Genomic DNA, 21,625 nt, shown 5'->3' on the forward strand with positions numbered 1-21,625 from the left:
ACCTGTTGATTTTGTGATTTGATATTACAAACATAAATAAAAATATTCACAACCAGCGAACGTTCGCTAAATATTTTTAAAATTTATTATGCAGATAATTGCAGTCATTTATTTATATTTGAGTATGAATTCAGAAAGTGATTTTATCAAAACGGTTTTCGGACTTAAGCTAAAACAGCTGAGACAAAAGAAAAACTGGTCTCTGCAGGATCTTGCGGTAAAGACGGGTTTGTCTAAATCTTACCTCAATGAAATTGAAAACGGAAAAAAATATCCAAAGCATGATAAGATCATCCAGCTTTCGGAATCTCTGAGCTGTACTTTTGACGAACTGGTTTCTACCAAACTGGATAAAAGTCTGGCTCCTTTTAATGAAATTCTGCAATCGGATTTTTTTAAGGAAGTTCCTCTGGATCTTTTTGGTATCAGTAAAAACAACCTGATCAGTATCATCAGTGATGCCCCGAAAAAAGTAACTGCTTTTATTAATGCACTGATTGAAATCTCCCAAAATTACAATCTGGGGAAAGAGCGGTTTTATTTCGCCGTACTCCGTTCCTTTCAGGAACTTTATGACAATTATTTCCCGGAAATCGAACAGAAAACAATAGCATTTATTAAAGAAAATGGATTGGATATCAACAAAGATTTAAGAGCTTCGGTTTTAGAAACCATTCTTGCTGAAAAATTTCATTATACTATAAAATCTGAAGATTTTGAGCAATTTGGAACTCTTGATCATCTGCGTTCTCTGTTTATTCCTGAGCAAAAGCTTTTGCTTTTAAACCAAAAACTTGAAAAAGATCAGCGAACATTTATTCTGGCCAAAGAAATAGGTTTTAATGTTTTGGAGTTAAAGATTCGCCCGAATACCTATTCCTGGTTGGATTTTGGAAGTTTTGAAGAAATTCTTAATAATTTTTATGCTTCCTATTTTGCAGGTGCATTACTGATCCCCAAGGAACAGACTCTTGAGAAAACCTCCGAGTTTCTTCTTGAGCATGCATGGGAACCAAAAAGTTTTGAAGCACTGATCGAAAGTTTTACAGATTCTCCCGAAACGTTTTATTACCGACTTACCAACCTGCTTTCTTCGGAATTAGGCATAAAGGACCTTTTCTATCTGTGCCTGGTCAAGAAAAAGAATTCAGACAAAATCCAGATCTTAAAGGAACTTCACCTCAACCACCAACAGGCGCCTCATGCCAATGCTATGAATGAGCATTACTGCCGACGATGGATTGCCGTTAAAAATCTGCATCATTTAAAGGAAAATGAAACCCTCACTGATGCGCAGATTTCCCATTACAAGGATCAGGGCGTAAGTTATCTGGTAATTTCAACGTCACAGAAAAATCCTTTTTCTGATGGGAGCAACAGAAGTTACTGTCTGGGAATTTTACTGAACACCCAAACCATAAAAAAAATCGGTTTTATAAAATCCCCGACCTTAAAAACAATTAATGTAGGCGTCACCTGTGAATCCTGCAGTATTGCAGACTGCGAAGTGCGACAGGCACCACCGGTACGACTGGAAAAAGAACATTTTAACCTCAGTATGAAAAATGCTATCGAGAAGGTCAGGAAGCAATTGTTAGTTGACAATTGATGTTGTTTTTTACTTGTTTTAAAATTATAAACATCAACCCTTTCTAACTTCTATCTTCTATCTTCTAACCTCTTAAAAAACACACATTATGATATTAGATTTATTTTTTCCCAACCGCTGTATTCACTGCAGTAGAATTATAGATGCCAAGCTTTTAGTCTGCAGCTTATGTTTTGAACATATTCATTTTACTCACTTCGATTATTTCGGTGAAAATATCATCAAAGAAAAATGCAGACTTCTCTTCCCCGTTGAAAATACCTACGCCCTCATGAAATTTGAGCAGGATGGTTTAAGCAGAAAAGTCATCCATGAACTGAAATATAAAAGCAGAGAAAATGCAGGAAGAACTATTGCAGAATGGACCTCAGAAAGACTAATATTCAGTGATCAGAAGCCCGACCTTTTAGCACCTGTCCCACTTCACCCTAAAAAACAAAGGGAAAGAGGTTACAACCAGCTGCATCTGTTTACAGAAACTTTATCCAGATTTTATGATATCCCATTCGATCATGAACTTGTTCAGAGAAACCACTATTCAAAAGCACAGGCATTAAAAGATAAGGAACACCGATTGGGAACTGTGAATCCTTTTTCTCTTTCGAAACCGGTCTCCGGAAAACACGTTCTTTTAATTGACGATGTTTTCACCACGGGAAATACCGCATCATCAATTGCGTGGGAAATTTTGAATGCCGGAGATAACAAAGTGAGTATCTTAGTGATGGCAGCAGATCTGTAATGCTGAAATTTGACTGTTTTGAGATACGGATTCAGCCTCATGATCATCCTAACTCCAATGCTACCTTCTTTCTCCTTCCAATTCTTTTTACTAATTTTCCGCTAAACTTTCGATCATGAAAAATCTTCTGTTATTGCATGGTGCATTAGGGCACAGCGATATTTTTAAACCTTATGAAAATGAGCTTTCAAAGCACTTCAAAATTCACAGTCTTTTATTTTCCGGACATGGAAATACTGAACTTCATCAAAACGGCATTAGTATCGAAAAATACACCGAGGAAGTAAAAGATTATCTGGAAAAAGAAAAATTAGAAGATGTCTGTATTTTTGGACATAGTATGGGAGGATATGCAGCACTTTGCTGTGCCTTAAGATATCCGGAAAGAATTCATTCGATTATGACTCTCGGGACAAAATTTGACTGGAATGAGGAACAGGCTTTAAAGGAAAGTAAAATGCTTGAGCCTGAAGCGATTCTTTTGAAAGTTCCGAAATATGCTGAACAGCTGGAAAACCAACACGGGGCAACATGGAAACAGCTCCTTCCTGCTATTGCAGAGATGATGATTTCGCTGGGAAAAAATCCACCCTTGAATGAAAACAGCCTTTGGGCCATCACCATTCCCGTGCAGATCATGACCGGAGACAAAGACAATATGGTAAGTATAGAGGAAAGTATAGGGGCTTACCGAAGTATTCCTAATGCAAAATTGGCCATACTTCCGGACACCAAGCATCCTATGGAAAAAGTACGGCCAAATTTGTTATTTGATCTTATGAAAGATTTCTGGAATCTCTCTTAATATTTATCGTTGTAGTTTTTCACCGTAGCTAAGATCTCCGGCATCTCCAAGTCCTGGTGTAATGTACCCTTTTGAAGTTAGTCCTTCATCGATGGCTCCTACCCAAATTTTCGCATCAGGATAAGCCTTCTCGATGGTTTCCACACCCTGTCTTGAAGCGATTGCCGCTACAATATGCAGCTGTGTCGGGGTTCCGTTAGTCAGAAGGTCTTTGATCGCTTCAATTAATGAAGCACCTGTTGCCAGCATTGGATCAGCGACAATTAGAGGTCTTCCTTCAATATTCGGACAGGTAAGATAATCCTGTTTGATAGAGAAATAATCATTGGCATCATGCTTTCTGTAAGCAGCGACGAAACCACAGTCTGCTCTGTCAAGATAACTTAATATTCCCTCAAACAAAGGCACTCCAGCTCTTAAAATGGTTGTAATTACAGGTTGAACTGCAATTTCCTGAACTTTGATCTTATCTAAAGGGGTTTGAATTTCAACTTCTTTATATTCCAATCCTTTACTGATCTCAAAAGCTGCAATTTCACCTATCCGTTCCATATTTCTGCGGAATCTCATTCTGTCATGCTGGATGTCTACATTCCTAAGCTCATTAATCCAGGAGTTTATTAGAGAATGTTGTTTTGACAATACAATTGTATTCATTATTCTGAAAAAACTTTTTATTTAAAATATTAAATTTAACATGAATAAAATCCCTCTTAGAAAAATCTAAAAGGGATTATTTTTATTTCTGTCTGAAATACACTTCAATAGGAACTCCGGTAAACCCGAATTGCTTTCTCAATTGGTTTTCAGTAAATCTTTTATAAGGTTCTTTTACATACTGAGGCAGGTTACAGAAAAATACAAACTGTGGTGACGGCGTTGGAAGCTGTACACAGTACTTAATTTTAATATATTTTCCTTTGTTCGCTGGTGGAGGAGTCTGCTCAAAAATAGGAAGCATCACTTCGTTTAATTTTGAAGTTTTGATCTTCATTTTACGAGCTTCGAAAACTTCCATAGCTACTTCCACAGCTTTTAAAATTCTCTGCTTCGTTAAAGCTGAAATAAATAAAATAGGAATATCACTGAACTGTCCGATTTTATCTTTAATCACTTTCTCGAAATCACGCATAGTGTTGGTCTTCTTATCTTCTACAAGATCCCACTTGTTCACTACGATCACAATTCCTTTTCTATTTTTCTGTGCTAATCCGAAAATATTCATATCCTGAGATTCCCATCCCAATGTAGCATCTACCATAATGATGACTACATCAGAAAATTCAATGGAACGGATCGATCTCATTACCGAATAGAATTCCAGGTCTTCATTCACTTTAGATTTCCTTCTCATTCCGGCAGTGTCAACCAATACAAATTCATATCCGAATTTATTGTACAGAGTCTGAATACTGTCTCTTGTCGTACCTGCGATATCGGTTACGATATTTCTTTCTACATCAAGCAGAGCATTGGTCAAAGTAGACTTCCCTACGTTTGGACGTCCTGCAATAGTGATTTTAGGCAGACCTTCAAATGGATCCTTATATTCTGTTGTTGGAAAATCTCTAACAATATCATCTAAGATCTCTCCTGTTCCGGAACCTGTAGCCGAAGAAAGGGTGTAATATTTATCAATTCCTAACTGATAGAATTCTGTAGCGGCAAGTTCTTCTTTTGAAGAATCCACTTTATTGATAACAATGTAGATGGGTTTGTTTGATCTTCTTAAAAGACGGTAGATCTCATAATCGGTATCAGTAAGGCCTTCTGCCACATTCATCATAAAAATGATAGACGTAGCTTCATCTACTGCCAACTGAACCTGCTTACGGATCTCTTCTTCAAAAATATCATCCGTTCCTACATCATATCCGCCGGTATCTATAACTGTAAAATCTACACCATTCCAGTCCGATTTACCGTGATGACGGTCTCTGGTCACACCAGCTGTAGAATCTACGATGGCTTCCCTTCTTTCTAGTAAACGGTTAAAAAGTGTTGATTTTCCTACGTTGGGACGCCCAACGATTGCGACAATATTTGACATAAAAATGTTTAATAAATGAAATTATTAATGGGTATCTCCAACTTTTGGAGCCCAATTTTTTGCAAAGATAAGATTTTATTATTTAGCTGTTAAAAAACAACGCCTTTGAAATTATTTTTCAGTAAATAAATACATTACCTATTCGATTAAAAATCATACAATTATAGATAAACACTACTTTTTTTGTCAATGATCTCAAAAAAATATTTTTTTCCATCAAATATTTTTTATAATTTCGCGCCACTAAAATAAAACAGACCCATGGTGTAACGGTAGCACTCTGGTTTTTGGTACCATCAGTTGGGGTTCGAATCCCTGTGGGTCTACAATTTATTTTAAACCATTTGATTTTCAAATGGTTTTTTTATTTTCTAATCACGCCCTGTCATTTTATAATTCATTTCTTTATATTAGCTTCAACAGGATATAAGCGTATAATATCTGTATAGGATATGCCCACTTTTTATAGGAATTCCAAATCTATTCTTTCTGAACAATTTACACTTAAAAGTGAGGTTGATCAGATTGAGGGAATCTGGAAAAGAGATTTATACTCCAAAAAGAATATCTAAAAATGCAGCATAAAGCATATATAAATCTTATCCTAAAAAAAATTAAGTTCTGAAATATTTTTTTATCTGCGTTAGTATAAATTTTTTATATTAGTTAAATGAAAGAAATATCCGAAAAACGGATAAATCATGAAAAAAATTAATCCAAAATTACTATGAAAAATTTAAAAAAAATTTCAAGAGAAAATCTAAAGTCTGTCAAAGGAGGAATTACACAAGAATGTGCAGCGTATTGGGGTTCAGGTCAGCCTTATTATAAAACTCAGGCAGCTTGCCTTCAGGCAGCTTCAACAAATAACCCTGATGATTTCTATACGTGCCATAATCAATGCGGACGTTGGTATGTTTTATAGGTTTAAAAAAAAATAATTAAAATGGCTGTTTTCTCGCAAAACGGTCATTTTTTTTATTGAAAATAATCACATTCCATCTTCCACATCTAATTGTGTAAAGTAAGTTCCTTTATGTGGTAAACTTAATCCTTAGATCAGGCTTTCGGCCAAATCTAATGTACTATTTGAAACATAACCTCAATCTAGACTAAAACTTACATATATTGATTAATAAAAAAGACAGCCGAAAAGCTGTCTTTATCATAAAGGGTGTAAAACCAATGATTATTTCAGGTCGAACCTGTCAGAATTCATCACTTTTGTCCAGGCTTTAACAAAGTCTTTCACCAATTTCTCGTGCCCGTCAGCGCTTCCATAAACTTCAGCAATTGCTCTCAACTCTGAATTGGAACCGAAGACAAGATCTGCACGGGTAGCCGTCCATTTTGGCTGACCTGTTGACCGGTCAGTACCCATATACAATTCGTTATCTTCAGCTATTGATTTCCATTGTGTTCCCATATCAAGAAGGTTGACAAAAAAATCGTTGGTCAGTACTCCGGGACGATTGGTAAATACCCCATGCTTTGATCCGTCTGCATTGGTATCCAATGCACGCATTCCTCCTACCAGTACGGTAAGTTCCGGAGCAGTAAGACTTAAAAGCTGTGCTTTATCTATCAATAAAGATTCTGTAGATACAGAGAATTTCTTTTTCGTGTAATTACGGAATCCATCTGCTGCAGACTCAAGATATCCCATGGATTCTACATCTGTCTGTTGCTGTGAAGCATCCATTCTTCCGGGAGCAAACGGAACTTTAACATCATGTCCTGCATCTTTTGCAGCCTTTTCTACTGCTGCACTTCCTCCTAAAACAATAAGGTCTGCCAATGATATTTTCTTACCTCCTCCTTGGGATGCGTTAAATTCATTCTGAATCTTTTCCAATATCTCCAGAACTTTCTGTAACTGCGCCGGATTATTAACTGCCCAATCTTTCTGTGGGGCCAGTCTTACTCTTGCTCCATTCGCACCTCCGCGTTTATCACTTCCTCTAAATGTTGAAGCAGAAGCCCAGGCTGTAGATACCAGTTCTGAAACAGTAAGTCCGGAATTCAATATTCTTTCTTTTAAAACATCAGTATCTGCATCGTTAATCAATTCATGATTTACTTCAGGAATCGGATCCTGCCAGATCAGTTCTTCCTGCGGCACATCCGGTCCAAGATATCTTGCTTTAGGTCCCATATCTCTATGAGTTAATTTAAACCAGGCTCTTGAGAAAGCATCGGCAAATGCACCCGGGTTTTCGTAGAAATGTCTTGATATCTTTTCATACGCAGGATCCAGTCTTAATGAAAGGTCCGTGGTAAGCATGGTAGGCTTGTGTTTTTTATTGAGGTCAAATGCGTCAGGAATAATTTCTGCACCATCTTTTGCCACCCATTGGTGAGCTCCGGCAGGGCTTTTAGTAAGTTCCCATTCGTTTTCAAATAAATTCTTAAAGAAATAATTGCTCCACTCCGTTGGAGTTTCAGTCCAGGTTACTTCCAGACCGCTGGAAATAGCATCTGTTCCTTTTCCAGACTTATAACTGCTTTTCCATCCTAACCCCTGAAGTTCAATTCCTGCAGCTTCCGGTTCTTTTCCTACATTATCGGCAGGTCCGGCACCATGTGTTTTTCCGAAAGTATGTCCACCGGCAATCAAGGCTACCGTTTCTTCATCATTCATCGCCATACGCCCAAAAGTATCACGGATATCTTTTGCCGCAGCAATGGGATCAGGATTTCCATCCGGGCCTTCAGGGTTTACGTAAATAAGTCCCATCTGAACGGCAGCAAGAGGTTTCTCAAGGTTTCTGGAATGAATATCACCGTCTGCATCGTCATCAGTAGGAAGTACGCCATGTTTCTCAGCTACTCCTTCTGAACCGTGAGCATAACGCAAATCGCCTCCAAGCCATGTTTTTTCGGAACCCCAATAAATGTCCATATCCGGCTCCCACACATCTTCACGCCCTCCTGCAAAACCAAATGTTTTAAAGCCCATTGATTCCAAAGCAATATTCCCGGTAAGGATCAGCAGATCTGCCCAGGAGATATTCTTTCCATATTTTTGTTTGACAGGCCACAATAATCTTCTCGCTTTGTCTAAACTCACATTATCCGGCCAGCTGTTCAACGGCGCAAAACGCTGTTGTCCAGCTCCTGCTCCACCTCTTCCATCACCTACACGGTATGTTCCGGCACTATGCCATGCCATACGGATAAACAGAGGACCGTAATGACCAAAGTCTGCCGGCCACCAGTCCTGAGAATCTGTCATTAAAGCATGAAGATCTCTTTTTACAGCTTCCAGATCAAGACTTTTAAATGCTTCCGCATAATCAAAGTCCTTATCCATAGGATCTGAAAGCGACGAATGCTGACGCAGAATATCTACTCTCAGCTGCTCGGGCCACCAGTCCAGATTTTTCGTTCCACCTCCGGCTACGGCTTCTTTTTTCATTGTTCCATTGTGGAACGGGCATTTACTGATGTCGTTTAAATCATTTTCCATTGTCGTTTAATATTTTTTATGTTGATTAATACAGTTTATTCTTAAAGACCTGACAAATCTACAAAGCTTATTTTATAAATACAATCTATTAATACTAATACAAATAATAGCCAAAAACTATAATAAATTATATTTTACATTATCTTTGACTGCATAGGAATAATTGGCACAATAATGCAATTAAGTTAATAAAAATTTCAGCACAGATGTGTAAACAGCAAAGACAAATGCTTATATTTAGAATGATTCAAATGAACAGTTTATAATTTGATAATCAATTCATTTGATTTAATAAAATTTGATTATTTTTATATTTCCCAAGTATACAATTGATATGAAAAAAATAGTAATTATCCTGCTTGTAGCCTTTATCATCATACAGTTTTTTCCCATTGACAAAACCAATCCTCCACCTACTCCCGGTATGGATTTTCTAAAGATCAAAAATACACCGGAGCCGATTGCCAAGATCATCAGCACTTCCTGCTACGACTGTCATTCCAACGAAACTCAATATCCGTGGTATGCGAGTATTTCACCGGCTTCATGGTTTGTTAAAAATCATATAGATGAAGGCCGAAAGCATCTTAATTTCTCTACCTTTGCTGTATATGAACCCAAGCAGCAGGCTCATAAAATGGAAGAATGTATAGAAATGATCGAGAAAGAGGAAATGCCTCTGGAGTCTTACTATGTAGGACACCAGGATGCCAAACTTACAGCTGAACAGCGTAAGGAATTGGTCAAGTATTTCAAAAAAGTAAAAGAAGATACCGAAAGGAAAATGTTATTCTAAAATCAATATCATGCAGGAGAACTGGGAAGATCAACACATCGTTTTTTTTGACGGCGACTGTGGCGTCTGTAATTTTTGGATTCAGTGGATTCTCGAACGGGATCAACATGACCGATTTATGTTTGCGTCTCTCCAGTCTGATTTTGGGCAGAAATTTTTATCTGAAAGAGGTTTGGAGACTAAAATATTCAATACTCTTTATCTCTGGAAACCCGGACAGTATTACTTTGTAAAATCACGTGCTGTACTTAAAATCGCCAATGTTCTTGGGGGAGTTTATAAACTGTTGGCTGCAGGAAAAATACTGCCTGTGTTTTTAAGTGATCAGGTTTATGATCTCGTTTCGAGAAACAGAATGAAACTGGCCAATCAAAAATGCTTTCTTCCTGACCAGCAACAAAAGAAAAAATTCATTGAAGTTTAAGTTTATTTTTACTTTCAGATACGGCCAGCCATCTTTTTTGGTAAAAAAGAGCTGTTAATTAAAAAAATCTAAATCACCTCTTACTATTAGTCAATTTGGTTCTATTGACAAATATAATTTTTCATTTTAAAATCTATCTTATTTCTTTTTCATCTTTATATAGATATACGAGAAATTAATTCACATCTGCCAGATCAGTAAAATCATTTTTATTGATATAAGCTCCTGCATTTAAATTTCTACAAAACCAGAACTACATTAAACATATTACATTAAAAACAAAATATAAATGTAAAATTTAATACATAAATAAAAAATAAACAAACACTAGCAGATTATTTAATTAATAATTTGAATATTTAACAGCAGAGGAGATATATTTGGCAGTAAAATTTTAACACAAATGAATTTTACTAAAAAAGTGTCACTCCCGATTCTCCTGAGTACTGTTATGTATTCAAGCCAGCTGAAGAAATCCGACGAATGGAATCTTTTCGCCACATCAAGAGACCATTACAATGGTGTGGCGATGGCCAATGGTCAATTGGGTATCGTAACAGATGACACTCCATTGAGGACAAAAGAAATTATCCTGAATGGAGTCTATGAAGCTTCCCCCGAAAACGGTATCAGCAGAATCGTAAAAGGGATTGAATTTCTAAACCTAAGGATTAAAATCAATCATCAGGAAATTACCGGAAATAACATTTCTGACTGGAGCCAAACAATTGCTATGAAGGAAGGTATTTCAACAACTTCATTTTCCTTTAAGGATCTTGCAGATGTTAATTATAGTATTTTGGCCAACAGAGCAAACCCATACTCCGCGATGGCTGTTGTTGAGATCATTCCCAAAAAAGACATCGATATCTCAGCATTCAATTATATGAGCATCCCCAATGAACTTAAAAATGTAAAAAAAAATTACAGAGTCTTAAAAGACAACGAGTATCTGATGCCTGTTTTTGGAGCGGTTACCCACACACTGAATGGCAAATATAAAGTCGCTGCTTCCACAACATTTCTCTTTGATGGCCCCAAAGAACAACTTCAATACATTAATGAAGAATTAGGTTTTTCAACAAAACTCAAAAAAGGCATTAAATACAGGTTTGCTATTGCCGGTGGAATCTGTACATCTAAAGAAGTCAGTGATCCTGTAAACGAATCCGAAAGACAACCCATATTCGCTTTACAGGAAGGAATAGACTCTATGCTCGACCGTCATAAGAAAGCTTGGGCTTCCATCTGGAATTCCGGAGATATAGAAATAGAAGGTGACCTTGATGCCCAACAACGAGTAAGATTTGCACTATACAATTTATATTCCTCCGTGAGACCCGGCTCCAGATTAAGTATCCCCCCTATGGGGCTGTCGGCACAAGGATATAACGGGCATATTTTCTGGGACACCGAATTGTGGATGTACCCAGTCCTCCTCGCTATGCAGCCTGAAATGGCAAAATCATGTCTGGACTACCGAACCGACCGGCTTGACAAAGCTAAACAGAAGGCCTACATTTATGGCTACAAAGGAGCTATGTATCCCTGGGAATCTGATGACACTGGAGAAGAAGCAACCCCAACCTGGGCGCTGACAGGAATTTTTGAACAACATATCAGTTCTGATATCCCAATTGCATTCTGGAACTATTATACCGTAACACAAAACAGAAATTGGCTGAAAGAAAATTATCCTGTCATGAAGGAAACTGCAGATTTCTGGATAAGCAGAGTCACGAAAAACAGTGATGGTTCTTTTTCCATAAATAATGTGGTAGGTGCCGATGAATATGCACAACACATTGATGATAATGCCTTTACTAATGGTTCCGCAATAGAAACACTCAGAAATACAGTAAAGGCTGCTGAACTGTTGGGTGAACAGATAAACCCATCCTGGAAAGAAGTGTCCGAAAAACTTTTGATCCACCATGAAAATGGGGTTACTCAAAATTATAAAGGGTATAAAGGGCAACCCATCAAACAAGCTGATGTAAATCTGCTTTCCTATCCCTTACATATTATTACGGATCAAAAACAAATAAGAAAAGATCTCGAGTACTATTCAAAGAAAATGGACAAGAATGACGGACCTGCAATGGGACCTGGTATTCTTTCTGTCCTTTACGCAAGAATGGGTGACCCGGAAAAGGCTTATGAATATTTCTTAAAGTCCTATATCCCTAATTCCAGACCTCCTTTTGGTGTTTTCTCAGAATCTGCAAAGAGCAATAATCCCTATTTTACCACGGGAGCGGGAGCAATGCTTCAGGCCGTTATTTATGGGTTTGGTGGAGTGGAAATAACGGATCACGGAATAAAATATAACAAAGGCGTCCTTCCAAAAAAATGGAAATCCTTAAAAATTAAGGGAATTGGAACCGATGAAAAAACAATTGAAATAAAAAAATAAAATCCAAAACCAGGATACATAAAATACACAAATTATGAGAAGGATAAAATTACCTTTGGCATTGGCTGCCCTTTGGGTAAGCGACATTGCCTTTGCCCAAAAAACAGGAGAACAGGAAAACAAGATCGATGAAGTGGTCGTCATTGGCTATGGTTCAAAAAAAATAAAAGATGTCACAGGAGCGGTTACCAATCTCAAAGCGTCTGATGCCAATATAGGCGGAGCAACAACCAACATAGACCAGATGATAGGCGGAAGAGTTGCCGGAATACAGTTCAAACAGACTTCGGATCAGCCGGGAGGTGGCAGTCAAACCATCATCCGTGGAAGGAACTCTATTTTTGGGGTAACTGATCCACTTTACATTATCGACGGAATTCCTTTATCAGAAGAAAATACTGCTGCCAACGGATCTTCGCTCAATGGAGCGGCTAATTTTTCAGCACCCTCCAAAAACCCTCTTAATTCGATCAATCCAAACGACATTGAAAGCATTGCTGTATTAAAAGATGCTTCGGCTACGGCGATTTATGGTTCTAGAGGAGCCAATGGCGTGATCATCATTACCACAAAAAGAGGAAAAACAGGAAAAGCTAAAATCACATATGATACGTATTACAGCTGGCAAAATGCCATTAAAAATTACGATATCATGGATTCTCAGGAGTATGTAAATTTCTGGACTGAAATGGGGAAAACACTCAATTCGGTGGATACATCAATTCATACCGACTGGCAGAAACAAATACAAAGAACCGGAATAATAAACAGCCATGCTTTGAGTATGTCAGGTGGCGGAGACAATATAAAATATTTTGCCTCTCTCGGTTATTTTGATCAGGAAGGAATTCTTAAAAACTCCGGAATTGAAAGATATACAGGAAGACTGAATCTCAACTACACAAAAAATAAGCTGACCATCAACACCAATATATTCACAAGTTATATAAAGGATAAAAATCCGGCGATTCAAGGTGATACCAGAAACTCTTTAGTTTCTTCTGCTATTACCTTTGCTCCCTATCTTTCTGCAGATCATCCGAATCTCTCAGATCCATTTTCTGACTTCAATGTAAATCCACTCCTGTTTTTAAACATTAAAGACCGTACCAAGTCAGATAAACTGAATGCGAGCACTGATATCTCCTACGAAATACTCGATGGACTGAAGCCTCAGCTTAAATTCGGATATGAAACTCAAAATTCTGTCAATAACTTCTTTCTGCCAAATTCTGTACCCGCAAGCGGAATGTCAAGTATTGGGGTGCATGGCGGAATTGCATCAAATTCCAACGCCCGAAATAACAACTATCTGGTAGAAGCACTCCTGAATTACAACAAAACATTTGGAAAACACCAAATCATTGGATTGGCAGGATATTCTATTCAAAAATTTGATAATGAATTAACAATCGCTTACGGAGAAAAATTTCCGACTGATATTTTAGACGGAAATTATAATCTGCAATCCGCATCTATATTAAGATCATTTTCAAACAAGGTTCCCAATACCCTGATCTCAGGATTCGGAAGGATTGATTATACCTATGATGGCAAATATTCACTTACAGCTTCCATCCGTAGAGATGGCTCTTCCAAATTTTCAACGGGGAACAAATGGGGGTGGTTCCCGGGAGCTTCCGCAGCATGGAAAATTTCTGAAGAGGAATTTTTAAAAGACAATAAGACCATTAATGAGTTAAAATTAAGAGCAGGATATGGAAAAACAGGAAATCAAGGGTTTAACAATTACCTGTCTCTGAACACCTATTTGGTAGAAAGGAACGGAATACTTGGCCAGCAACTCATTAGCGGGGCTACTTTAGCCAATTATACAGGAAATAAAAATTTTAAATGGGAAACAACTACCCAGTTTAACCTCGGGATCGATTTCCAGGTTTTCAACAGGGTACTGTCCGGAAGTATAGATGTGTTTAACAAAAAGACAAAAGATCTGGTGATCCCTATTTCGCTGCCTTTTGAGAGCGGCGTCACTCAGCAGTGGATCAATGCGGCTGACACCAAAACAAATGGAATTGAAGTTTCATTGGAAGCAAGAATTATCCGCAAAAAACACCTCTCCTGGAATGCCAATGCCAATTTTTCTTCAATAAAAACCACTGTAGATAAAATCTATGGCGGAACTTCTGCAAAGTCAGCAATGGACCTCCTGGGTTTCCGTGAAGGGGAAAGAGCGAATGCTTATCTGGCGCCAACATTTTTAGGGCTTAATCCCGACGGAAGCATGAATCTTTCCAGTGAACTTCAATACCAGGGAACTCCTGATCCCAAATTTACTGCCGGTTTTGGGAATAATTTTAAATATAGAAATTTTGGGCTGGATGTATTTTTCACGGCTTCTTTGGGACAAAAACTGTTTAATTATGCTGCTGCTCAATATGGAATTGCAAAACCGGAACAACCATATAATCTTCTGAAAGACGCTCAATATTTCAGAGCAGTAAACGGAGCACCAGCATCCAGGTCAGGAAGTAATTACTGGGCATATAATTCTCATTTTATAGAAGACGCCTCTTTCGTCAGATTACAGAATATTACATTATCCTACGATCTGCCTGCCCAAAAGTTCTTTGGAGACTTTATTTCTTCTTTCAAGCTTTATTTCCAGGCACAAAATGTATGGACCTGGACAAAATATTCAGGACTTAACCCGGAATCTTCCAATATAAGCTATCTGGAAAGATCCGAAGGTATTCCTACACCGATGTTGCCCGGAAAAATAGATCTTGGAGGCTATCCTTCTGCAAGGACTTATTCTCTAGGTGTCAATATAAGTTTTTAATTCCCTAATCTTTAAAATTAAGTATACAATGAAAAATAAATTGATCAAAACATATTGGCTGGGACTTATTCTTTTCTCGGGTGGAAGTTTATTAAATTCCTGTTCCGACAGCATGCTGGAAGAAAATGTTTATACCGGAACTTCTCAGGACAACCTTGTAGCTCAGGGCGAAGCAGGCTGTAAAATTCTGGTAGATGGCATTTACAAATACGTTCAGTATTTCAGTTATTCACGTGGAAATAACTGGCAGCTTGCTCCTGAAGCAGGGACTGATGAATTTACTTTAAACTGGGGATTTGCCATTACAGAATGGGGCGGAATGCAAAACTTTCTTAATCTGAATTCAGGGCACTACCAACCCATGGAAATGTACCGTGAAGCGTATAAACTAATTGCTCAGGCCAATCAAGTACTTATTTCGTTTGATGACAAAAAGAACGATCCCTCCTACTCCGCGATGATCGCAGAAGCAAAATTCTGGAGAGCTTACACTTACTATAAGCTACAAAATGTTTTTGGTTCTGTTCCTCTGATAAAAGGCACAGAGGATCTTTCCAGTGGAATTGAAAGAACTCCTGCATCAGATATAAGATCTTTTGTATCATCTGAAATGGAAGACATTGAAAATATACTTCCTTCTACTCCTACTGCATACGGAAAGCCTACCAAATGGGCAGTAAAGGCTTTTTTATCAAGATTTTATTTGAATAACAAAGATTGGACAAAGGCCAGCCTCTATGCAAAAGATATCATTGATAATTCCGGAGCAAGTCTTCAGGCTAAGTATCAGGATGTATTTAAAATTGATGGTAACCCAGAAATTATTTTAGCTGTCAATCAAATCAACCAATCCGATAAAGGGAATAAGTATGTCGCTCTTTCGTTGGAGGGTGAATTACGGAATGCCCTGAATATTCAAGGGGTTTCGGCATCCAATGGGTATGGAATGTCTAATTATTTTTACAGCACTTTTGCACCTGATGATCAGCGGGTCATCCCTTTCGATAAAAACACCAAGCAGGGTATTGCAATTGCCGGCATACAGTACAAAGCAGATGGAACGCCGGTATATGGATCTGTCTCCTCCCCTGAAACCGTTCAGAAAGCTCTCAACCGGGTAATCACTTTTAAATTTCCATTACAGGAAAACATTGCCAAAGGGGAAGACAGTGATGCCGATTTTCCATTGATGCGTCTTGGTGAGATTTACCTCACCTATGCAGAGGCTCAGTTTCAGCTTGGGAATACAGCAGGAGCTTTGGAGTATATCAATCCTATCAGAACCAGAGCAGGATTATCTCCTCTTACTACTTTAACATTGGATGACATTCTCAATGAGAGAGGATGGGAAACTTATCACGAGGGGTATCGAAGAGAAGATCTTCTGAGATTTGGAAAATTACTTGACAAAGTAGAGGCAAAATTCAAATATGACTTTCCTACGACGCCTTATCCCAATTCAGGAAATATCACCAGAGAACTTTTCCCAATTCCCGCTGATGCTATATCATTAAATCCTAAACTCACGCAAAATCCCGGATACTAAAATTAGTAATTTTCATTTTTTAGAGAATATACTGAAATAAAGAGAGCGCATAAAGGCTCTCTTTTTTATTGATTCAGATCTGGCTATTTAACCACTCTTTATTCGTTCGCTCTTCATTATTGAGATAAAAAAGGCAGATAACTTTTGTAAGAAGGGATGTAAACATATACAGATATTTTTGTTGTCGTACACATCATCATGCAAGGCAATCAAATTGTCTCTGTCAACAGCTAGATCCGTTTAAAAGCAAACATTGAAACAATAAAATACATTTTTTTTCACTGCATTATTTTAATAATTAGTCTATTAACGTAATTACAGTTTTATTAAAATAAATTTACAAAATATGAAATATTTTAATTTTCGAGAAAAGATCTCAGAAAAAGATCCTATCCCATTTTCATTAAAAAATCATAAACTTTTAATATTTTCAAAACAATTTTTCTTTTAATCCATATATTTGCATATTATGGAATATAACACCCAAAGAACTCAGCTTCATATGCCGGAATATGGCAGAATCATACAGCAGTTGGTTGAACGCTGCAAAGAGCTCCCTACCAAAGAGGAAAGGAGTGAAATGGCTATGGCCATTATCGATTTTATGGGTCAGAGAAACCCTCAACTCCGTGACGAAGAAAATTATAAACATAAACTTTGGGATCATCTTTTCATTTTAGCAGAATATGATCTTGATGTAGACTCCCCATATCCCTTTCCTACCAGAGAACAGCTGGCAGAAAAACCTAAAAGAATGGAATACCCTAAACTTCAGGGTGATTTTAAATTTTATGGAAAAAGTATCCTTCAGCTGATCGAAAAAGCGATCGAACTGGAACCAGGCGACGAAAAGGAAGCCCTTATTGAGGTGATCGCCAACAATATGAAGAAGTCATACAATGTTTATAATAAGGAACACGTAACGGATGACGTGATTTTCCGTCACCTGAAAGAGCTGTCTGAAAACAGGCTGGATCTTACCGGAATAGAATCACTTGAAAAGAGTAAAATCTATTACACCAGTAACAACAACAGCCGCAACAACAGCAACAACGGGCGAAATAACAGCAACAACGGACGAAACAACAGCAATACTAATAAAGACCAGACTAATAAGAGAAGGCATAATAACAACAACAACCATAAAAACAGAAAGTAATGAGTGGAACATTTCAGATAAGGGGAGGAAAAAGGCTGCATGGGGAAATCACTCCACAAGGGGCTAAAAATGAAGCTTTACAAATTTTATGTGCCGTTTTGTTAACAGATGAGGAGGTAAGAATTAAAAATATTCCAGACATTCATGATGTAAACAGACTGATCGAAATCTTAGGTGATTTTGGAGTAAAAGTAACCAAGAATGGCCAGGGCGATTTCACATTCAAAGCCGATAAGGTCAATTTCGATTATATAAAGTCAGACGAATTTAAAAAAGACGGTGCTAAACTGAGAGGTTCTATTATGCTGATGGGGCCAATGCTTGCCCGTTACGGTGAAGCTTATATGCCGACTCCGGGAGGTGACAAGATCGGAAGAAGAAGACTGGATACGCATTTCCAGGGATTGGTAGAATTGGGTGCTGAATTTAATTACGATGAAGAAGAGTATTTCTATTCATTAAAAGCTAAAGAACTGAGAGGGAAATTTATCCTTCTGGAAGAAGCTTCCGTAACAGGAACAGCCAATATTGTAATGGCTGCTGCCCTGGCAAAAGGAAAAACAAGAATCTATAACGCTGCCTGCGAACCTTATCTTCAGCAATTATGTAAAATGCTGAACAGAATGGGTGCGAATATTTCTGGAATCGGTTCCAACCTTGTTACTATTGAAGGCGTAGAATATCTTCACGGTACGGAACACACAATGCTTCCGGATATGGTAGAAATCGGATCATGGATCGGTCTTGCTGCCATGACAAAATCTGAGATCACCATCAAAAATGTAAACTGGAGCCAGCTGGGCGTTATTCCCAATACATTCAGAAAATTAGGAATCGAACTTGAACAGAGTAATGATGATATCTTTATTCCTGCTCAGGAAAACTATAAAATCCAGAAATTTATCGACGGGTCTATCCTTACGATTTCTGATGCTCCCTGGCCAGGATTTACACCGGATTTATTATCCATCATTCTGGTAGTGGCAACTCAGGCAAAAGGAAGTCTTTTGGTACACCAGAAAATGTTTGAATCCAGATTATTCTTCGTGGATAAACTGATCGACATGGGTGCACAAATCATTCTTTGTGATCCGCACAGAGCTACCGTAATCGGATTGAACCAGGAAACTCCATTAAGAGGAACAACTATGGTTTCCCCAGACATCAGAGCAGGAAATGCACTTCTTATTGCGGCCCTTTCTGCAGAAGGAAAATCTATCATCCACAATATTGAACAGATCGACAGAGGGTATGAAAATATTGACGGAAGACTGAAAGCCATTGGTGCCGATATTGAAAGAATTTAAAAATACATTGTATTCCAATAAAAAAGCGTTCAAAGTAATTTTTGAACGCTTTTATTTTTTCAGAATTTATTTTATTTTTTTTGTTTCGTTTTAGGTTGATAATCAGGATGGCCAAGCTGCCAGAATGCAAAACCAAAAATATCTCCCAAATTAGAATACCGCTGAACAAGAGGAATATTATTCCCATGCCCGCCTTCATAATCTATCTTTAGCAAAACAGGGGTTTCCGATTTATTTTTAGCCATTAGCTTTGCTGCAAATTTTACAGGCTGCCAAACAATTACTCTGTTATCATTGATTCCTCCTGTTATAAGTGTTGCAGGATACTTTTCTCCTTTTTTTATATGTTGATAAGCATCCATTTCTAATAAACTTTTGAATTCAATTGGGTCCTTTACAGTTCCAAACTCCTTGGTATTTCCTCCTCCATTAGGTGTATTCTCAAATCTGGTGATATTGGTGATTCCCACTTCAATAATGGCTGCTTTGAATAAATCTGGTCTTTCAGTGATTGCCCTTCCGGCAGCAATTCCTCCGGCACTTGCTCCCCAGACAGCTAATTTTTCTTTTGAAGTATATTTTTCTTTAATCAGATATTCTGCACAATCAATCACATCTCTCCATGTATTAGGTTTTGTCGCTTTAAAGCCACCCAGATGCCACTGCTCTCCCTTCTCTCCTCCTCCTCTAACGTGAGCAACGGCAATCATACCTCCCTGTTCAGCCCACAACATATAGCTTTTAACAAAATATGGATTTCTAGATATTCCATAGGCTCCATAGGCATCTATTAAGACAGGTATATTTCCATTTTTCTTTATATTTTTATTGTAGATTAAAGACAAAGGAACTTCTTCCCCATCTCTTGCTTTGAACGTCATTTCTTCCACAACCACATCTTTAAATTCCGGATATTCCACCGTAGGCACCAAATTTTCTAAAGAAAAAACATTCTCTTTGAGGGTATATCGAAAGCGCTGGTCTTCGTTTGCCCAACCGGAACAAGATATCCAGATATCTGAAAAATCTTTACCCTTGGATTGCAAATCAACGTTTCCGGATGTATAAGGCAATTCGATGGGAATCTCTTTTCCATCTTTATACAAATACAGTTTTGCTTCTACCCCATTTTTCGTGGTTGTATAGTAGATTCCGTCTTTAGTGATTGTATAGTTCTTAAATACTTCATCTTTTTTTTCAGGCACCAGCACATCGGGATTTCTGAAATCGGGACTTTTCACATTGGTTTTACACAGCTTAAGATTTGATGAATTATATCCCGAAAGAAAAAATATTTCGTTTCCTGCCGGTCGTATATACGTTACTTTATCTTCCTTATTATAGAGTGGCTTCCAATTCTTTTTGCCCTGTAAAAGGTCATTTTTATCAGAAATAAAGGTCTTTCGAAAATCCCCCGTATCAACCAATATCCCCACATAATACTGATCATCAGCATTGATGGAAATAATAGCTGGAAAATCATCATCATTGATCTTTAAATCAGGATTATTTTTACTTGAAAATACATCATTTCTTATATTCGGATCTTCCCCTATTCTGTATAAAACCGATTGGGTATCTTTTCCAAATTGATTAGAGGTTACATCAATAACGGGATAGTATACATATAAAAAACCTGAATTATCTTCCAGCCACTTTATTCCTCCTACTGAAGCCGGATTGGTTTGGGTAATAATCTGTGGATATATATGTCTGCTTTCCACTTCCATGATCATAATCTGTGAAATTTCTTTTCCTTTTTCCGATAAAGAAATGGCTAGTTTTTTCCCATCCCAGCTTGGACTGATTAAAGTAATCAAATAGTCGTGATCAGGCTTATAAGGATCGTACAATAATAATTCCTGCCCATTAAAACCGTTTCTATAATATACTTTGGCTGTTTTTTCGTCAGCTTTCTTTTTCAGATAAAAATATTCATCATTAGCTGTAATTTTTAAGTCGGAAATTGAATAGTCTTGTCTTTTATCAAGTTCTAATCTTTTATTCAGATAATAATTTTTATTTGGAATGCTATTGAGGACAGAAGTTGAGTACTCTGTTTGGGACTTCATCCAATTCGTTGTTGATACATCCTGTAAATCTTCAAGATTTCTATATTCATCTGTTAATTTAACTCCAAAATGGATATCTGTTGCCGGTTTCGACGGAGCTAAATTCGTTTTTTGAGCATTGATTAATCCAAAAAAGATCAAAGTAAAAAACTTCAGTTTCTTCATATTTTGTTATTATTATAATCTTCCCCCTTTCATTTGTTAGTTCATATCCTAATCCAAAATCAAGAATGTCAGCAAAATTAATACATCTCTTTGAAATGAAATATAAATTTTAAAAACACAAATCATCATAATTCCACAGCATACTGAATATCAAATCATTTAAAAATAAATTCAGCAGAAAATTTTCATAAACTTCTCCTTTAATTCATAAAAAAACCGCTGTACCAAGTACAACGGTTACATATTTTCATTACATGACGAC

General features: G+C 37.4%; 15 protein-coding genes and 1 tRNA gene. 12 read left to right on the forward strand and 4 right to left on the reverse strand.

What is annotated here, in order from left to right; genetic code table 11:
* Nucleotides 1–124: 124 nt before the first annotated feature.
* From IW16_RS20340 to IW16_RS20350, 3 genes are all read left to right on the forward strand, one after another.
* Nucleotides 125–1,609: a helix-turn-helix domain-containing protein gene (locus IW16_RS20340; RefSeq protein ID WP_083536264.1), complete on the forward strand. Its 1,485-nt coding sequence runs from the start codon at nt 125–127 to the stop codon at nt 1,607–1,609.
* An 88-nt stretch (nt 1,610–1,697) separates the two neighbouring features.
* Nucleotides 1,698–2,351, forward strand: coding sequence for a ComF family protein (locus IW16_RS20345; RefSeq protein ID WP_034748950.1), 654 nt, complete (start codon nt 1,698–1,700; stop codon nt 2,349–2,351).
* A gap of 115 nt (nt 2,352–2,466) precedes the next feature.
* Nucleotides 2,467–3,156: an alpha/beta fold hydrolase gene (locus IW16_RS20350; RefSeq protein WP_034748953.1), complete on the forward strand. Its 690-nt coding sequence runs from the start codon at nt 2,467–2,469 to the stop codon at nt 3,154–3,156.
* Nucleotides 3,157–3,159: 3 nt separating this feature from the next.
* Here the strand turns inward: IW16_RS20350 and upp are convergent, their stop codons facing one another.
* Together upp and der are read right to left on the reverse strand one after the other, a co-directional pair.
* Entirely contained in the window at nt 3,160–3,813 is a 654-nt protein-coding gene (gene upp, locus IW16_RS20355) for a uracil phosphoribosyltransferase (protein ID WP_034748956.1), read from the reverse strand.
* An 82-nt stretch (nt 3,814–3,895) separates the two neighbouring features.
* Entirely contained in the window at nt 3,896–5,206 is a 1,311-nt protein-coding gene (gene der, locus IW16_RS20360) for a ribosome biogenesis GTPase Der (RefSeq protein ID WP_034748961.1), read from the reverse strand.
* Nucleotides 5,207–5,461: 255 nt separating this feature from the next.
* Between der and IW16_RS20365 the strand changes: the two genes are divergently transcribed.
* Nucleotides 5,462–5,532, forward strand: a tRNA-Gln gene (locus IW16_RS20365).
* Between the two features lie 401 nt (nt 5,533–5,933).
* Nucleotides 5,934–6,131: a bacteriocin-like protein gene (locus tag IW16_RS20370; protein WP_034748964.1), complete on the forward strand. Its 198-nt coding sequence runs from the start codon at nt 5,934–5,936 to the stop codon at nt 6,129–6,131.
* A gap of 264 nt (nt 6,132–6,395) precedes the next feature.
* Here the strand turns inward: IW16_RS20370 and katG are convergent, their stop codons facing one another.
* Nucleotides 6,396–8,675, reverse strand: coding sequence for a catalase/peroxidase HPI (gene katG, locus IW16_RS20375; RefSeq protein WP_034748967.1), 2,280 nt, complete (start codon nt 8,673–8,675; stop codon nt 6,396–6,398).
* 334 nt (nt 8,676–9,009) lie between these two features.
* Here katG and IW16_RS20380 point away from each other — a divergent pair, with 334 nt between their 5' ends.
* The 7 genes from IW16_RS20380 to murA all read left to right on the forward strand — a co-directional run bounded on the left by IW16_RS20380 (nt 9,010) and on the right by murA (nt 19,126).
* Nucleotides 9,010–9,471, forward strand: a complete 462-nt coding sequence (locus IW16_RS20380) for a heme-binding domain-containing protein (RefSeq protein ID WP_034748971.1) — start codon at nt 9,010–9,012, stop codon at nt 9,469–9,471.
* A gap of 10 nt (nt 9,472–9,481) precedes the next feature.
* Nucleotides 9,482–9,895 carry a thiol-disulfide oxidoreductase DCC family protein gene (locus IW16_RS20385; protein ID WP_034748973.1) on the forward strand — a complete coding sequence of 138 codons (414 nt, stop codon included), beginning with the start codon at nt 9,482–9,484 and terminating at the stop codon, nt 9,893–9,895.
* Between the two features lie 403 nt (nt 9,896–10,298).
* Nucleotides 10,299–12,311 carry a glycosyl hydrolase family 95 catalytic domain-containing protein gene (locus tag IW16_RS20390; RefSeq protein WP_034748977.1) on the forward strand — a complete coding sequence of 671 codons (2,013 nt, stop codon included), beginning with the start codon at nt 10,299–10,301 and terminating at the stop codon, nt 12,309–12,311.
* 34 nt (nt 12,312–12,345) lie between these two features.
* Nucleotides 12,346–15,114 (forward strand): SusC/RagA family TonB-linked outer membrane protein, encoded by a 2,769-nt coding sequence (locus IW16_RS20395; RefSeq protein ID WP_084694592.1) that lies wholly within the window; start codon nt 12,346–12,348, stop codon nt 15,112–15,114.
* Between the two features lie 28 nt (nt 15,115–15,142).
* Nucleotides 15,143–16,660 (forward strand): RagB/SusD family nutrient uptake outer membrane protein, encoded by a 1,518-nt coding sequence (locus IW16_RS20400; protein WP_051890518.1) that lies wholly within the window; start codon nt 15,143–15,145, stop codon nt 16,658–16,660.
* 469 nt (nt 16,661–17,129) lie between these two features.
* Entirely contained in the window at nt 17,130–17,819 is a 690-nt protein-coding gene (locus IW16_RS20405; RefSeq protein ID WP_034748980.1) for a DUF4290 domain-containing protein, read from the forward strand.
* The gene (gene murA / locus IW16_RS20410; protein WP_034748983.1) at nt 17,819–19,126 is read left to right on the forward strand and encodes a UDP-N-acetylglucosamine 1-carboxyvinyltransferase; all 1,308 of its coding nucleotides are present in this window, start codon (nt 17,819–17,821) and stop codon (nt 19,124–19,126) included. Before IW16_RS20405 ends, murA begins: the two co-directional genes overlap by 1 nt.
* 71 nt (nt 19,127–19,197) lie before the next feature.
* Here the strand turns inward: murA and IW16_RS20415 are convergent, their stop codons facing one another.
* A complete protein-coding gene (locus IW16_RS20415; protein WP_034748986.1) occupies nt 19,198–21,363 on the reverse strand; it encodes a prolyl oligopeptidase family serine peptidase in 2,166 nt (721 codons plus the stop codon).
* Nucleotides 21,364–21,625: the final 262 nt, after the last annotated feature.

It is taken from the genome of Chryseobacterium vrystaatense (assembly GCF_000737765.1).
GTDB lineage: Bacteria > Bacteroidota > Bacteroidia > Flavobacteriales > Weeksellaceae > Chryseobacterium > Chryseobacterium vrystaatense.

Bases quoted from the DNA above. Each gene is read 5' to 3' on its own strand.
- IW16_RS20385 (WP_034748973.1), top strand. From the start codon at position 9,482: ATGCAGGAGAACTGGGAAGATCAACACATCGTTTTTTTTGACGGCGAC.
- IW16_RS20350 (WP_034748953.1), top strand. From the start codon at position 2,467: ATGAAAAATCTTCTGTTATTGCATGGTGCATTAGGGCACAGCGATATT.
- IW16_RS20345 (WP_034748950.1), top strand. From the start codon at position 1,698: ATGATATTAGATTTATTTTTTCCCAACCGCTGTATTCACTGCAGTAGA.
- IW16_RS20405 (WP_034748980.1), top strand. From the start codon at position 17,130: ATGGAATATAACACCCAAAGAACTCAGCTTCATATGCCGGAATATGGC.
- IW16_RS20340 (WP_083536264.1), top strand. From the start codon at position 125: ATGAATTCAGAAAGTGATTTTATCAAAACGGTTTTCGGACTTAAGCTA.
- upp (WP_034748956.1), bottom strand. From the start codon at position 3,813: ATGAATACAATTGTATTGTCAAAACAACATTCTCTAATAAACTCCTGG.
- IW16_RS20390 (WP_034748977.1), top strand. From the start codon at position 10,299: ATGAATTTTACTAAAAAAGTGTCACTCCCGATTCTCCTGAGTACTGTT.
- IW16_RS20370 (WP_034748964.1), top strand. From the start codon at position 5,934: ATGAAAAATTTAAAAAAAATTTCAAGAGAAAATCTAAAGTCTGTCAAA.
- der (WP_034748961.1), bottom strand. From the start codon at position 5,206: ATGTCAAATATTGTCGCAATCGTTGGGCGTCCCAACGTAGGAAAATCA.
- IW16_RS20380 (WP_034748971.1), top strand. From the start codon at position 9,010: ATGAAAAAAATAGTAATTATCCTGCTTGTAGCCTTTATCATCATACAG.
- IW16_RS20395 (WP_084694592.1), top strand. From the start codon at position 12,346: ATGAGAAGGATAAAATTACCTTTGGCATTGGCTGCCCTTTGGGTAAGC.
- katG (WP_034748967.1), bottom strand. From the start codon at position 8,675: ATGGAAAATGATTTAAACGACATCAGTAAATGCCCGTTCCACAATGGA.
- murA (WP_034748983.1), top strand. From the start codon at position 17,819: ATGAGTGGAACATTTCAGATAAGGGGAGGAAAAAGGCTGCATGGGGAA.
- IW16_RS20415 (WP_034748986.1), bottom strand. From the start codon at position 21,363: ATGAAGAAACTGAAGTTTTTTACTTTGATCTTTTTTGGATTAATCAAT.
- IW16_RS20400 (WP_051890518.1), top strand. From the start codon at position 15,143: ATGAAAAATAAATTGATCAAAACATATTGGCTGGGACTTATTCTTTTC.